The sequence below is a fragment of the Kitasatospora sp. NPDC004289 genome (assembly GCF_053602875.1).
The window spans coordinates 56619-71139 of the sequence record NZ_JBSGEL010000031.1 but is presented as its reverse complement, the minus strand read 5'-3'; the positions used below and the strand labels follow the sequence as shown (position 1 = coordinate 71139).

Sequence of the window (14521 nt, the reverse complement as noted above, 5' to 3'; positions counted from 1 at the left end):
GGAGAAGTGACCATGCGTCACGGCAAGTACCCCTTCATCGTGGGGTTCCTCTTTCTTCCGATCCTGCTGTACGTGGGCCTCGTGCTCTGGCCGTACGCGCAGACCTTCGGATACTCCCTGACCGACTGGTCAGGGGCGAGCCAGGAGATGAACTTCGTCGGCCTGGACAACTACACGAAGCTCTTCGGTGATGAGGTCTTCGGCAACGCCCTGTGGCACAACCTGATGCTGCTGGTGCTGCTGCCCGTCGTGACGATCCTGATCGCGCTGTTCTTCGCCTTCATGCTCAACGTCGGTGGCAAGGGCGGCACCGGCGGCGTCCAGGGCGTGAAGGGGGCCGGCTTCTACAAGGTGGTCTTCTTCTTCCCGCAGGTGCTCTCCATCGCGATCCTCGCGGTGCTCTGGGGCGCGGTCTACCGCACCGACCAGAGCGGCCTGGCCAACGGCATCCTGATCAAGCTGGGCCTGGCCACCGCCACCGACCCGGTGCAGTGGCTGTCCGACCCGGACATGGTCATGTGGTGCGTGCTCGCGGTGCTGGTCTGGTCCGGCGTCGGCTTCTACCTGGTGCTGTTCTCGGCCTCCATGCAGTCCATCCCGAAGGACATCTACGAGGCCGCCCTGCTGGACGGCGCCAAGCGCGGTCAGACCTTCTTCCGGATCACCCTCCCGCTGCTCTGGGAGACGGTCCAGACCGCCTGGGTCTACCTGGCGATCGTCGCCATGGACGCCTTCGCCCTGGTCGCCTCGATCACCCCCGGCGCCTACTTCGGCGGTGGCCCCGACCACCACTCCGAGCTGATCTCGACCTACCTGATGCGCAGCTTCCTGCGCAACGGCGAAGCGGGCTACGCCTGCGCCATGGGCGTGGTGATCTTCTTCTTCACGCTGATCCTGACCGTCGTCTCGCTCTGGGCCACCAAGCGCGACAAGATCGAGTACTGAGCGGGGACCTGTGATGGCGACTCTCGACAAGACCGCGAAGGTTCCCGGTCAGACCCGCACCGGCGGCCAGGCCGCCCCGGACCGCGGCAAGCGCTTCGGCGAGGAGGGCGGTGTCCTCAACGTCTTCTCGCACGGCTTCCTGGCCGTCTGGGCGGTCCTGATCGTCCTGCCGCTGGCCTGGGTGGTGCTCGGCTCCTTCAAGACCGACGCCCAGATCAACGGCTCCGCCTGGAGCTGGCCCGAGTCCTTCGGCTTCGACGCCTTCGGCCGGGCCTGGGAGAAGGGCATCGGCGGGTTCTTCGTGAACACGCTGATCGTGCTGGCGGGCTCGGTCACCCTGACCATGCTGCTCGGCTCGATGGCCGCCTACGTGCTGGCCCGGTACGAGTTCAAGGGCAACCGGGTCATCTACTACTTCTTCGTGGCCGGCTCGATGTTCCCGGTCTACCTGGCCCTGGTGCCGCTGTTCTTCATGGTCCGCAACCTCGGCGAGATCTCGCCGTACCTGGGCCTGAACAGCTACGCCGGCCTGATCCTGGTGTACGTCGCGTACTCGCTGCCGTTCACCGTGTTCTTCATGTACTCGTTCTTCCGCACCCTGCCGGGCGCGGTGCACGAGGCCGCGATGCTGGACGGCTGCTCGCACACCCGGGCGTTCTTCCAGGTCATGGTGCCGATGGCGAAGCCGGGCCTGATCAGCGTCGGCATCTTCAACATCCTGGGCCAGTGGAACCAGTACATCCTTCCGGTCACCCTGATGCAGCCCACCACCGCCGGTGAGGCCGACCACTCGATGCTGGCCCAGGGCCTGGTCAACCTGGCCCTGCAGTCCGGCTACAAGAGCGACGCCCCGGCCCTGTTCGCCGGCATGACGATCGCCATGCTGCCGGTGCTGGTGGTGTACCTCTCCTTCCAGCGCCAGGTGCAGGCCGGTCTGACCTCGGCCACCCTGAAGTAGTCGCGAACGACACCCGAGGGGCCCGGTCCGGGAAGGACCGGGCCCCTCGGCGTGCTCGGGGCTGTCTCCTCGACAGGGCCAGGGCCGCGTCGCCGGGGCACGCACCTCGCCACCTTCTCGTCGGTCGCCGATGCTCCGCATGGACTCCCTCCTCGGCGGCGCCGAGCCACGCACCCCGACGACGCGGCCCGATCTGACCCCGCCGAGGAGACAGCCCCAGCGGCTAGGCCCGGTCGGCGGCCTGCGCCCGCAGGGCGCGGGCCAGGTCGTCCCGGCACTCCAGGACCAGGCGGCGCAGCGCCGGAGCGGCCTGCGGGTGCCCGGCCAGCCAGGCGTCGGTCGCGGCCAGGGTGGCCTCGTCGGTCTGGAAGCGCGGGAAGAAGCCGCTCACGATCCGCATCGCGATCTCGATCGAGCGCTGCGCCCAGACCTCCTCGATCACCTCGAAGTAGGGGGCGGCGTACCCGGCGGTCAGCTCCCGCTGCCCGGCCTGCGCGAAGCCCGCGATCTGGGCCTCGACCAGGGCGTTGGGCAGCTCGTCGGAGTCCATCACGGCGGCCCACGCGGTGGCCTTGGCCCCCGGGGTGGGCAGCGCGGCCAGACAGTGCGTCAGGTGCTGGCGGCCGCTGGCGGTGTTGTCCAGCTCCAGCTCGCCGTCGAGCTGCTCCGCGGTGGCCCGGCCGGCCGAGGCCAGCGCCAACCAGAGCGACCAGCGCAGCTCCTGGTCCACCGTCAGCCCGTCGATCCGGGCGCTGCCGGCCAGCAGGCCCTCGATCAGCTGCAGGTGCTCGGCCCCGTCGGCGGTCTGCGCCAGGAAGCGGGCCCAGGCCAGCTGGTGGTCACTGCCCGGCTCGGCGGCGCGCAGCTCGCGCAGCGCGCAGGCGGCCAGCAGACGCTCGCCCTCGCCCCGGTGCTCCGGCGCGGCGTACAGGTCGAGCGCCGCCCGGGACTGCTGGTGCAGCGACTGCAGCACGCCGATGTCCGACTCGGTCCCGGCGAAGCGGTCCACCAGGTCCAGGTAGTCGCGGGTCGGCATCAGCCCGTCCCGGGTCAGGTTCCAGACCGCGGACCAGGCCAGGGCCCGGCTCAGCGGCGCGGAGATCTCGCCCAGGCCCTCGCGCAGGGTGGCCAGCGAGCGGTCGTCGAAGCGGACCTTGCAGTACGTCAGGTCGTCGTCGTTCAGCAGCACCAGCGCCGGGCGCGGCTTGCCGGCCAGCCTGTCCACCACGGTGCGGGCGCCGGTGACGTCCAGCTCGACCCGCTCGGTGCGCACCAGCGCGCCGTCGGTGTCGCGCTCGTAGAGGCCGACCGCGATCCGGTGCGGGCGGGACGGCTCGCCGTCCTGGAGCACGGCCAGCTCGGTGATCCGGCCCTCGGCGTCCACGGTCAGCTGCGGGGTGAGGACGTTCACCCCGGAGGTCTGCAGCCAGGCGGCGGCCCAGGACCTGAGGTCCCGTCCGCTGGTCTCCTCCAGCGCCACCAGCAGGTCGTCCAGCACCGTGTTCCCGAAGGCGTGCCGCTTGAAGTACTGGCGGGCGCCCTCGAAGAAGGCGTCCGCGCCGACGTACGCCACCAGCTGTTTGAGCACCGAGGCGCCCTTGGCGTAGGTGATGCCGTCGAAGTTGAGCTTGGCGTCCTCCAGGTCACGGATGTCGGCCGTGATCGGGTGGGTGGTCGGGAACTGGTCCTGCCGGTACGCCCAGGCCTTGCGCCGGTTGGCGAAGGTGATCCAGGCGGCGGTGTACTTGGTGCCCGCGCCGATCAGGCCGTAGGAGCCCATGAAGTCCGCGAAGGACTCCTTCAGCCAGAGGTCGTCCCACCACTTCATGGTGACCAGGTCGCCGAACCACATGTGCGCCATCTCGTGCAGGATGACGTTGGCCCGGCCCTCGTACGCGGCCTCGGTGACCTTCGACCGGAAGACGAACTCCTCCCGGAAGGTCACGCAGCCCGGGTTCTCCATCGCGCCGATGTTGTACTCCGGCACGAAGCACTGGTCGTACTTCCCGAACGGGTACGGGTAGTCGAACTCGGTGTGGAAGAAGTCCAGGCCCTGCTTGGTGACGGTGAAGATCTCGTCCGCGTCGAAGTACTTGGCCAGCGACTTGCGGCAGGTGGCCGCGAGCGGGATCTCCAGCGTCGAGCCGTCCTTCAACTCCCGGCTGTAGTGGTCCCGTTCGACGTGGTACGGCCCGGCCACCACGGCGGTCAGGTAGGTGGAGATCGGCCGGGTCGGCGCGAACTCCCAGGTGCGCGCGGCACCGTCCTCGGTGACCTCGGTGTGCACCGCGTTGGCGTACACGTCCCAGGCGGCCGGGGCGGTCACCGTGAAGGTGAACGGGGCCTTCAGGTCGGGCTGTTCGAAGTTGGCGAACACCCGCCGGGCGTCGGCCGGCTCGTAGTGCGTGTAGAGGTACGTCTCGCCGTCCACCGGGTCGACGAAGCGGTGCAGGCCCTCGCCGGTGCGGCTGTAGGCGCAGTCCGCCTCCACCACCAGCAGGTTCTCGGCGGCCAGCCCCGCCAGTCGCACCCGGGTCCCGTCGAAGACCTCGGCCGGGTCCAGCGCGGTCCCGTTCAGGGTGACGGAGCGGACCGCCGGCGCCAGCAGGTCGGCGAAGCTCGCCGCACCGGGCTCGGAGCACCGGAAGGCGATGGTGGAGGTGGACCGGAAGGTCGCGGCCGCCGGGTCGACGGCGGAGGTGACATCGAGGTGGACGCGGTAGCCGTCCACGGAGAGGATCGCGGCCCGCTGCTGGGCTTCCTCGCGGCTCAGGTTCTTGCCCGGCACGGGCGGTACTCCTTTGTCTCGCTCGTACGGTGAGGGTGGGGGGTCGTCCCCGGGGGCATCCTTTCACGGCCGCGCCGCTGTGCCATTGCACAGACTGGCGGAATCAGTGAGGTACCCCGTCGTGTTGCGTCAGGTTGGAACTGCCCCCGAACCCGCGAAGGATGCCTCCGTGACGACCGCCGACTCCAAGAAGATCGCCGACTTCTGGTTCGACCCGGGCTGCCCCTGGGCCTGGATGACCTCCCGCTGGATGCTCGAGGTGGAGCAGCTCCGCCCGGTCGAGACCCGCTGGCACGTGATGAGCCTCGCCGTCCTCAACGAGGGCCGCGACCTCCCCGAGCAGTACCGCGAGTTCCTGGACAAGGCCTGGGGCCCGGTCCGCGTCCTGATCGCCGCCGCCCAGCAGCACGGCGACAAGGTCCTCGGCCCCCTCTACACCGAGATGGGCACCCGCTTCCACAACCAGGGCCTGCCCAACGAGCGCGCCACCATCGAGGCCGCCCTGCTCGCCGCCGGCCTCCCGGCGGAGCTGGCCGACGCCGCCGACTCCACCGAGTACGACAACGCCCTGCGGGCCTCCCACGCGGAGGGCATCGGCCTGGTCGGCGAGGACGTCGGCACCCCGGTCATCGCCGTCGACGGCCCCGACGGCGACCGCGTCGCCTTCTTCGGCCCGGTGGTCACCCCCACCCCCCGCGGCGAGGCCGCCGCCCGCCTCTGGGACGGCACCGTCCTGGTCGCCGCCACCCCGGGCTTCTACGAGATCAAGCGCACCCGCACCGCAGGCCCGTCCTTCGAGTAACCGCTGCACGCCCTGGGGCCTCCGGCCCCGGAGCCGCGTGCCCCAGGGCCGAAGGCCCCAGGGGCGCGGGGAACTGCGCGGGCTGGAAAGGCAGCACCTGCAACTGGCTGACGGTGAGTCAGTTGCAGGTGGGCCGCCTCCCGGTTCGCGCAGTTCCCCGCGCCCCCGGCATCACGTACTACCGCGCGGTCGTCCGTTGCTTCACCAGGCCGATGACCGAGAGGACCACCGCGAGGCCGGCCGTGAAGTAGAGCTGGGTGCGGTTGTCGGCGTCCAGGGTCATCAGGCCGAGCACCGCGACGACCCCCGCGAGGGCGACCCAGGTCAGGTACGGGAAGGCCCACATCCGGACGGTGAGCAGCTCCGGGGCCTCCCGCTCCAGCCGGCGCCGCATCCGCAGCTGCGCCACCGCGATGAACCCCCACACCACGAGCACCGCCGCGCCGACCATGTTCAGCAGCCAGGCGAAGATCGTCTCCGGCCACCAGAAGCTGAGCAGCACCGCGAAGAACCCGAACGCGGACGAGGCCAGCACCGCGATCCGCGGCACCCCGCCGTGCACCCGGGCCAGCGCCTTGGGCCCCTGCCCGCGCTGCACCAGCGAGAACACCATCCGCGAGGCCCCGTAGATGTTGGCGTTCATGGCCGACAGCAGGGCGATCAGCACCACCACGTTCATGACCTGCCCGGCCGCCGGGAAGCCGATCGCGTCGAGCACCGCGACGTACGGGCCGCTGGCGACCACCTCGGGGTCGTTCCACGGCACCAGCGTGACGATGACCGCCATCGAGCCGACGTAGAAGAGGGCGATCCGCCACATCGCGGTGCGCACCGCGGTGGCCACGCTGCGCCGGGGGTCCTCGGACTCGGCGGCGGCGATGGTGACGGTCTCCAGGCCGCCGTAGGCGAAGACCGAGGCGAGCAGGCCGGTGACCAGGCCGCTGGCGCCGTTCGGGAAGAAGCCGCCCTGGCCGGTGAGGTTGGCGGTGCCGGGGGCCGAAGTGCCGGGCAGCAGGCCGCAGATGGCGAGCACGCCGATCACCAGGAAGGCGGTGATCGCCAGCACCTTGACGGCGGCGAACCAGAACTCGAACTCGCCGAAGTTCTTCACCGCGGCCAGGTTGGTGGCGCAGAAGAAGGCCATGAAGAGCGCGACCCAGACCCAGCTGGGCGAGCCGGGGAACCACTTGACCATGATCCCGGCGGCGCCGATCGCCTCGACCGCGACGCCGACGCACAGCAGCGTCCAGAACATCCAACCGACCGTCAGTCCGGCCCAGGGGCCGATCTCCCGCTCGGCGTGCACCGAGAAGGAGCCGCTGGCCGGGCGGGCGGCGGACATCTCGCCGAGCATCCGCATGACCAGCATGACCAGCAGGCCGGAGAGCGCGAAGGCCAGCACGATGGAGGGGCCGGCGGCCGCGATGCCCGCGCCCGAGCCGACGAAGAGCCCGGCGCCGATCACTCCGCCGAGCGCGATCATCGAGAGGTGACGCTGCTTCAGGCCGTGCGAGAGCTGGCCGGTCGGCGTGGCGCCCGAGCCGGACTCGGTGGGCTCCACCGTCGGCGGGGAGGAGGGGGTGGGCATCAGGGTGGGTCCAGACGTGTGTACGGATTACGGGACGATCCGTCCACTATTCGGTAGGTCTTCTGGACATGCCAATACGCGCGCCCCGAAGACCGCGATCCGGACATCTTCCTGACCGAAAGTGAGCGAACGCCTACACCGATCGTCGTAGTCAGGACGGTTCCGACAAGCACCACCGTCCACCCTTGGCCGGTTCCGACGCCGGTCCGCGCCGTTCCGTCGGCATAGGTTCCTAAGTGATCACCCCACCTCAGTGACAGGAGCCCGCCGATGGCCACCGCCACCACCCTCCCCGGCCGCACCCCGGTCCTCGCCGACCTGCTCCCGCAGGCCGCCACCCGTCTCGGCGCCCAGGCCCGCGAGCTCGCCCTGGTCGCCGGCGGCGCCGCCCTCACCGGCCTGGCCGCCCAGCTCTCCGTCCCGGTCCCCGGTTCTCCCGTGCCCGTCACCGGCCAGACCTTCGCCGCCCTGCTGGTCGGCACCGCGCTCGGCACCCGCCGCGGCGTCGCCTCGCTCGGCCTCTACCTGCTGGCCGGCATGGCGGGCATGCCCTGGTTCGCCGAGGGCAGCTCGGGCTTCGCCATGCCCAGCCTCGGTTACGTGATCGGCTTCGTGCTGGCCGCCGCACTGGTCGGCGCCCTGGCCCGCCGCGGCGCGGACCGCAGCCCGCTGCGCACCGCCGGCGCGATGGTCCTCGGCAGCCTCGCCATCTACGCCGTCGGCGTCCCGTACCTGGCCCTCTCGCTCGGCGTCCCGCTGGCCCGCGCGGCCGAACTCGGGCTCTACCCCTACCTGGTGGGCGACGGCCTGAAGGTCCTGCTGGCCATGGGCGCGCTGCCGCTGGCCTGGAAGCTGCTGCGACGCGACTCCTGAGCCGGCGGACCGGCGGCGGCCCGGGCACACGCGCATGCCACACTCTTACGCATGCGCGTGTACCTGGGTTCCGACCATGCCGGATACGACCTCAAGAACCACCTCGTGAAGTGGCTCCAGGAGAACGGCCACGAGCCGGTCGACTGCGGCCCGCACGTCTACGACGCCGAGGACGACTACCCGCCGTTCTGCCTCCGGGCGGCCGAGCGGACCGCCGCCGACCCCGAGGCGCTCGGCGTCGTCATCGGCGGCTCGGGCAACGGCGAGGCGATCGCCGCCAACAAGGTGAAGGGCGTGCGCGCGGCGCTCGCCTGGAGCGAGCAGACCGCCGAGCTCGGCCGCGAGCACAACAACGCCAACGTCATCAGCATCGGCGGCCGGATGCACACCGTCGAGGAGTCCACCCGCTTCGTCGAGGTCTTCCTCAACACCCCCTACAGCGGCGCCGAGCGCCACACCCGCCGCATCGAGATGCTCGCCGACTACGAGACCACCGGCGAACTCCCCCCGATCCCGGCCCACCACCCCCAGGGCTGATCGGCGCACCTGGCTGACGAGAGTGGTCACACCGGGGGCGCGGGGAACTGCGCGCAGGGGAACGGCAGCACCGGCAACTGGCTGACGGAGCTTCAGTTGCCGGTGAGCCGCCTTCCGATTCGCGCAGTTCCTCGCGCCCCTGGGTCGCTGCCTTCCGGTGCCCGCTAGAAGCCGTGCGGCAGCCAGGGGGCGACGTCCGAGGCGAAGGCCCGCGTCGCCTCGGTCAGGGCGCCGTCCCGCAGTTCGGAGACCAGGCCCGCCGCGGCCAGCGCCGTGAGCCGGACGCCGCCGAGGTAGGCCGCCCCCAACTCCCGGACGTCGAGCGCCAGGTCGGCCGCCGCCTCGGTGCGGACGCAGCTCGCGCCCTTGCCGGGCCCGTCCGAGTGCAGCCGCCACCGCCCGGCGTTCCACGGACAGAACGCGTCGGACACCTCCAGCACCACGTCCACCGGCGCCGCGTACCCGCGCTGCTCCAGCGCCGCCCCGAGCTCCACCAGCCGCACGTACATCGAGTCGACCAACTGCGGCTCCAGCCGCCGCGGATCGTCCACCAGGTGCAGCAGCGCGTCGTCCACCGGGCGGCTGCGGAACCGCACCCGCCCGGTCAGGTCCAGGCCCAGCAGGAACTCGACCAGCGCCGCGCGGACGCCCGGCGTCCGGGCCTCCAGGTCGCGGACCCGGACGGTGCCGTCGGCGATGTCCGAGACGTTCCAGTCCATCGCGACGGCGTACCGGGCGTAGCCCAGCAGCTGCCCGCTCGCCCGGTCCTCGGCCACCACGCACTGCAGCGGCGAGGCGCCCTCCCGCCCGCCGGCGGGGTCCTTCAACGGCAGCTTCTCCCAGCCGGGCTGACGGGCCAGCATGCCGGGCCGGTGCGGGACCAGTTCCGCGTACAGCTCCTCGCAGGCCGCCACCACCGACTCCGGTGCCACCAACCGCAGCCGTACCGAACGGTCCACCGGGGCCCGCAGCCCGACCCGTCGGGGCACGGTGACCCCCATCCGCCAGGTGCCGAGGCCGTAGCCGAAGCGTCCGTAGATGAGCGACTCCGAGGCGGTCAGCACCGCCAGTGCCTCGCCGCGCCGCCGGACCTCGTCGAGCTGGTCGCGCATCAGCCTGCTGAGGACGCCCCGCCGCCGGTGGGTGGGCAGCACGCCGACCATGGTGACGCCGGCGGCCGGGACCACGGCACCGCCGGGGACGGCCATCCGGAAGCTGAACGCGCTGGCGCCGCCCACCGGGTGGTCGCCGTCCCAGACCCCGACCGAGCGGTCCAGTTCGGTCAGCTCCCGCCACAGCTCCCGGTCCTCGGGGAAGTCCTCGGACCCGCCGAAGGCCACCTCCAGGTTCCGGTACCAGCGGTCCCAGTCCTCGGCGGCGAGCGGGCGGAAGTCCAGGGCGTCACCTGGCATGTCGTCAGAAGTCGTACGGTGTGCGGTCATATGCCAAGAGCTATCACCGAGCATCCGTCGTGCGCGACCGACATTCGACGGGGGTCCCCTTCGCGCCGCCGCCGCGCCGCCGTCGCGTGCCCGCCGGGCCCACACCGGACCCACACCGTCCGCACGGCCGAAACCCGCTGAACCCTCACCCGTGAACGCGCCCGGCGCCGCCCCACCCGTCGACGGCACCGGGTGCCGGTGGATAAGGTCAAGGCCCATGGCTGGCAGCACGCCGGGCTCCGAGCCCCGGACGACTGGCACGGGCCAGGCCGCAGCGGCGGCCGACGGCCCGTGGACGGCCCGGTTGCGCGGCAGGCTGTACCGGGCCCGCCGAGTGCTGCGCCGGACCGCCGTGGACCACTTCCGCGGGGACGCCGCCGACTGGCTGGCCTTCGGGGTGCTGTTCGCCGCCGTCCCGCTGCTGGTGCTGCTCAACGTGCTGATCCCGGCCTGGGCCCCGCCCACCGCACTGGTGCTGCCGATCCTGGCCGGGGCGCTGCTGCTGCGGCCGGGCACCCTGGTGCTGCTCTACGCGGCCGCCGCGCTCGGGCTCTCCACCGAGTCGCTGATCCACACCGGGGAGCGGGTGGCCAGCGACCACCCGGACACCTACGTCTTCGGCGTGACCCCCGGTGCCGCGCTGGTGGTCGGTGCGGTCGGGGTGGCCGGTCTGCTGCTCGCCCAGTTCCGCAGCCGGGTCGGGGTGCCCTGGCGGGGCGGCGGCTCGATGCTGTTCGACCTGCGCGAGCGGCTGCGGGTGCAGAGCCGGGTGCCCCCGCTGCCCGAGGGCTGGTCGGCGGACATGGCGCTGCGCCCGGCCGGCGGCCAGTCCTTCTCGGGCGACTTCGTGGTGGCGGCCCGCACCGGGCCGGGCCGCCGGGTGCTGGAGGTGGTGCTGGCGGACGTCTCCGGCAAGGGCATGGACGCCGGTTCGCGCGCCCTGCTGCTCTCCGGTGCGTTCGGCGGCCTGCTGGGCTCGCTCCCGGCGCACGAGTTCCTGCCCGCGGCCAACGGCTACCTGCTCCGCCAGGACTGGGACGAGGGCTTCGCCACCGCCGTCCACCTGGTGCTCGACCTGGACACCGGCGAGTACGAGCTGCTCTCGGCCGGCCACCTGCCCGGCATGCAGCGGCACGCCGGCACCGGCCGCTGGGACGTGATGGAGGCCCCCGAGGGCGGGCTGCTCGGGGTGTACGACGGCGCCAAGTTCGAGGGCGTGCGCGGCCGGTTGGACCGCGGCGACGTGCTGATGCTCTGCACCGACGGCATGGTGGAGGTGCCCGGCCGTGACCTCACCGAGGGCATGGACCGGCTGATGGGCGAGGCGGACCGGCTGGTCGGGGGCGCCCCGTTCGCCCAACTCGGCGGCCGCGGCTCGGCGGTGAAGCTCATCGAGTCGGTGGCCAAGGACGTCAACGACGACCGCGCGGTCCTGCTGCTCTGGCGGGGCTGACCGACTGTCAAGTCCCGACGCCGATCTTCGGCCATTCCTGGGGCATAGTCCGGAAAGTGGATCTAGGACCGCCCGGAGCCGCCAAGTGCCAGTTGGGGCGGCCCTGCCGACGGACCGTCAGGCCTGCTCGGCTATCGTCTCGGTCGGCGGAAATTCGTCTCACATCGCAGGATCTTCGGGGCCTGCTCACGGCAAGTCCTTTACGCAGTCCGCACGAACGACCACACTGAGTCCGGGTGGGACGGTCGGTTCTCGGGGGGTCCGGGGGATTGCTCGGGGGATTGGGCCCGCCACGAAACTCGCTACGTAGAAAGAGGAAGTGAGTCCGGGTGGCCTTCTCCGTCTCAGCCCTGGTCCTGTTCGGCATCATCTGCGTGATCTTCATCCGCAACAAGCAGTTGAAGACCAGCCATGCCATCATCGCCGCGCTCTTCGGCTTCATGCTGAGCCAGTCCACGGCGGCCAAGCCGATCCAGGACTTCCTCAGCCAGCTCGCGCAGACCATCTCCTCGGTCGCCAGCTGAGCAGCCGCCACCCCGGCCAGCCCGGCCGGGAGGCGTCCGGTCGCGGGCCCGCCTGACGGTGGGTCAGCGCCGTCCCCGCCACCAGCGCGCGAGTCTTCCGCGCGGTGGTGCGGGCGCCGCCGCGCGCTCCGGCGGTGCCTCGGGCTCGGGCGCGAACACCAGGAACAGCCGCGCCCAGCAGAGCCGTTCGCCGCGCGGCCAGTCCTGTGCGCGCAGGGCCCGCGAGGCCGCGCTGCTGACCCGGCCGTTCACCCGCACCTCGGCCACGTCGTGGCCGGCCTTGCCGCCGAAGAACAGCTTCACGCCGTTGACCTGGCCGGGCACCAGCTCCGGCAGCACGGCGGCGGCCAGCGCGGGGGAGGAGTGCTGCTCCGCGAGCCAGTCGGCGAGCAGCTCCGAGCCGGTGCCGAAGGTGGCCGCCGGGCTCTGCACCACCCGCCAGCCGGGGAACTCGGGAGTGCTGAACGCGTGCCCGCCGTCCAGGAGTTGGAGCACGGCGGTGGCGGTGGTGCCGGCCCAGATCATCACCGCGTTGTCGAGCTGCTCGGCGTCGTCGCCGCCGAAGCCCGCCGCGCAGTCCCAGACCACCGGACCGTCGCCCCGGCCGAGCTGGAGGACGTAGCCGAGGTCGACGTGGCCGGTGGTGCCCCGCTCGGCGTGGTCGCGGACCGCCACGGCGGTGGTGCCGGGCCCCCGGACCACCGCACCGTCCACGGTGAACTCCAGGCCCAGGCGGGCCATCTCGCGGACCACTCCGCGTCGGATGACGGCCAGCCGCTCCTCGTGGGGCACGGGCGGATCTCCTCGGTGCCGCCCGGACGGCGGCGCTCTGTTCTCGAACGGGAACCTCGAACGGCGAGCGTATCGGCCTGGCGTGACCGGTGTCACGGCGCCTGCCGACGGAGCGCGCAGGGCCGTACCCGGACCGTCGCATTCGACACCCTGCGTGCACGGAGGATCGGCCCAGGGTCAGCGATCATGGCCGCCAAGGGCCGAAGTCCCCGGCCCGGAGTGACTTTGGTCCCGCCCGATCGTCGTTGATCGTTCAACCCGGGGTTGCCAGCGGCCGGGGCGATGGGCTTAGCTGCGGATCCAGTCCGGCGGATCGACCGGACGGGCCCACCGGGTGGAACGCCGAGTCCTGCCACCATCCGGAGCCTCGAACAAGCACAGCCATGGCAGGAGTGGGGGACCCACAGGTAAGTCGCCGTACCGGTACGCCGGTCCGGCTAGGGGTGAAGCCGCGCCAGCGGCCGGGCATCTCCAGCCCGAACCCGACAGCTCACCTCACAGGCGTCGGAGAGGAAAGCCCCATGGGCAAGCACCGTCGCGTCCAGCTGTCCCGTCTGACCCGCATCGCGGTCGCCACCGGTGTGGTCGGCGCCGCGTTCGCCGTCCCGGTCAGCGCCGCCAGCGCGCACCAGAGCCACACCCCGGCCGCCGCCCCCGAGGCCGCCGCCGTCACCGCCGTGGTGGCCGAGTCCGCCCCGGCCGCCGCGCCCGCCCAGGCTCCGGCCGCCGCCCCGGCCGCCGAGGCCAAGGCCTACCAGGTCGTCAGCGGCGACACCCTCTCGAAGATCGCCTCCGCCCAGCAGGTCGAGGGCGGCTGGCAGAAGCTCTACCAGGACAACCGGTCCGTCATCGGCGGCAACCCGAACCTGATCTACCCGGGCCAGAACCTCTCGCTCGCGGGTACGGCAGCGGTCGCCGCCCCGGCGCCGGCCCAGACCCCGGCCCCGCAGCAGCAGTCCAAGAGCACCGAGTCCGCGGACACCACCAAGGCCTCGCGCTCCAAGGCCTCCACCCCGGCCCCGAAGGCCGCGACCCCCAAGGCCGCCGCCCCGCAGGCCGCGGCTCCGAAGGCCGCCGCGCCCAAGGCCGCCGCCCCGAAGGCCGCCGCGCCCAAGGCTGAGACCTCCACCACCGTCGCCTCCGGCGGTTACGTGGCCCCGGTCAGCGGCGGCACCTCCACCGCGTACCACGCCTCCGGCTCCAGCTGGTCCAGCGGCTACCACACCGGTGTGGACTTCCGCGCCTCCACCGGCACCAGTGTGAAGGCCATCACCTCGGGCACCGTGGTCAAGGCCGGCAACGGCGGCGCCTACGGCAACGAGGTCGTCATCCGTCACGCGGACGGCAAGTACTCCGAGTACGCCCACCTCTCCTCGATCGGCGTCTCGGCCGGCCAGACCGTCTCGGCCGGCCAGCAGATCGGCCTCTCGGGTGCCACCGGCAACGTGACCGGCCCGCACCTGCACTTCGAGGTCCGCACCGGCGCCTCCTACGGCTCCGACGTCGACCCGGTCGCGTACCTGCGCGCCCACGGCGTCAACGTCTGAGAAGACTGAGACGACGTCAGAAAGGCTCCGGCCCCCGGTCAGTGACCGGGGGCCGGAGCCTTTCGCGGAGCGGGTGACGAGAATCGAACTCGCGTGACCAGTTTGGAAGACTGGGGCTCTACCATTGAGCTACACCCGCACAGGACGCCCCGTGGCCGCGTGCTGCGGTCCCGAGGACAGGGTCAGCGTACCTGGTCGGGTCGCCTGCTCGCACACCGCTTTGACGCTCCGGCACGTCGGGGCCGCCCGCCGGGACCGTCAACGGCCGCCCG

The 14521-nt window shown here is 72.0% G+C and carries 12 protein-coding genes, 1 tRNA gene and 1 riboswitch; of the genes, 8 read left to right on the top strand and 5 right to left on the bottom strand.

The window, feature by feature from the left end:
• The first annotated feature begins 12 nt into the window (after positions 1 to 12).
• Entirely contained in the window at positions 13 to 945 is a 933-nt protein-coding gene (locus ACWEPF_RS21795) for a carbohydrate ABC transporter permease (RefSeq protein ID WP_345290902.1), read from the top strand.
• A gap of 13 nt (positions 946 to 958) precedes the next feature.
• Complete coding sequence (locus ACWEPF_RS21790; protein ID WP_452173818.1) at positions 959 to 1903, top strand: carbohydrate ABC transporter permease; 945 nt, start codon at positions 959 to 961, stop codon at positions 1901 to 1903.
• 223 nt (positions 1904 to 2126) lie between these two features.
• Here the strand turns inward: ACWEPF_RS21790 and pepN are convergent, their stop codons facing one another.
• Positions 2127 to 4691 (bottom strand): aminopeptidase N, encoded by a 2565-nt coding sequence (pepN, locus tag ACWEPF_RS21785; RefSeq protein ID WP_452173817.1) that lies wholly within the window; start codon positions 4689 to 4691, stop codon positions 2127 to 2129.
• Positions 4692 to 4860: 169 nt separating this feature from the next.
• Here pepN and ACWEPF_RS21780 point away from each other — a divergent pair, with 169 nt between their 5' ends.
• The gene (locus tag ACWEPF_RS21780; protein WP_452173816.1) at positions 4861 to 5493 is read left to right on the top strand and encodes a mycothiol-dependent nitroreductase Rv2466c family protein; all 633 of its coding nucleotides are present in this window, start codon (positions 4861 to 4863) and stop codon (positions 5491 to 5493) included.
• A 178-nt stretch (positions 5494 to 5671) separates the two neighbouring features.
• Here the strand turns inward: ACWEPF_RS21780 and ACWEPF_RS21775 are convergent, their stop codons facing one another.
• Entirely contained in the window at positions 5672 to 7081 is a 1410-nt protein-coding gene (locus ACWEPF_RS21775) for an amino acid permease (protein WP_452173815.1), read from the bottom strand.
• A 270-nt stretch (positions 7082 to 7351) separates the two neighbouring features.
• Between ACWEPF_RS21775 and ACWEPF_RS21770 the strand changes: the two genes are divergently transcribed.
• Positions 7352 to 7954, top strand: coding sequence for a biotin transporter BioY (locus ACWEPF_RS21770; RefSeq protein ID WP_449795524.1), 603 nt, complete (start codon positions 7352 to 7354; stop codon positions 7952 to 7954).
• Positions 7955 to 8005: 51 nt separating this feature from the next.
• Complete coding sequence (locus ACWEPF_RS21765) at positions 8006 to 8491, top strand: ribose-5-phosphate isomerase (protein ID WP_345289172.1); 486 nt, start codon at positions 8006 to 8008, stop codon at positions 8489 to 8491.
• A gap of 164 nt (positions 8492 to 8655) precedes the next feature.
• Here ACWEPF_RS21765 and ACWEPF_RS21760 read toward each other — a convergent pair whose 3' ends face one another.
• Entirely contained in the window at positions 8656 to 9903 is a 1248-nt protein-coding gene (locus tag ACWEPF_RS21760; RefSeq protein WP_452173814.1) for a GNAT family N-acetyltransferase, read from the bottom strand.
• A gap of 247 nt (positions 9904 to 10150) precedes the next feature.
• Between ACWEPF_RS21760 and ACWEPF_RS21755 the strand changes: the two genes are divergently transcribed.
• A complete protein-coding gene (locus ACWEPF_RS21755; protein ID WP_380149972.1) occupies positions 10151 to 11386 on the top strand; it encodes a PP2C family protein-serine/threonine phosphatase in 1236 nt (411 codons plus the stop codon).
• A 329-nt stretch (positions 11387 to 11715) separates the two neighbouring features.
• The gene (locus ACWEPF_RS21750) at positions 11716 to 11910 is read left to right on the top strand and encodes a hypothetical protein (protein ID WP_345289174.1); all 195 of its coding nucleotides are present in this window, start codon (positions 11716 to 11718) and stop codon (positions 11908 to 11910) included.
• Between the two features lie 63 nt (positions 11911 to 11973).
• On the opposite strand, the gene ACWEPF_RS21745 is transcribed toward ACWEPF_RS21750, so the two are convergent.
• Entirely contained in the window at positions 11974 to 12702 is a 729-nt protein-coding gene (locus ACWEPF_RS21745) for a DUF6348 family protein (RefSeq protein ID WP_452173813.1), read from the bottom strand.
• Positions 12703 to 13071: 369 nt separating this feature from the next.
• Positions 13072 to 13221: riboswitch (cyclic di-AMP (ydaO/yuaA leader) on the top strand.
• A 2-nt stretch (positions 13222 to 13223) separates the two neighbouring features.
• Between ACWEPF_RS21745 and ACWEPF_RS21740 the strand changes: the two genes are divergently transcribed.
• Positions 13224 to 14249 (top strand): M23 family metallopeptidase, encoded by a 1026-nt coding sequence (locus tag ACWEPF_RS21740; protein ID WP_452173812.1) that lies wholly within the window; start codon positions 13224 to 13226, stop codon positions 14247 to 14249.
• A gap of 68 nt (positions 14250 to 14317) precedes the next feature.
• Here ACWEPF_RS21740 and ACWEPF_RS21735 read toward each other — a convergent pair.
• Positions 14318 to 14388 (bottom strand) — tRNA-Gly (locus ACWEPF_RS21735).
• Positions 14389 to 14521: the final 133 nt, after the last annotated feature.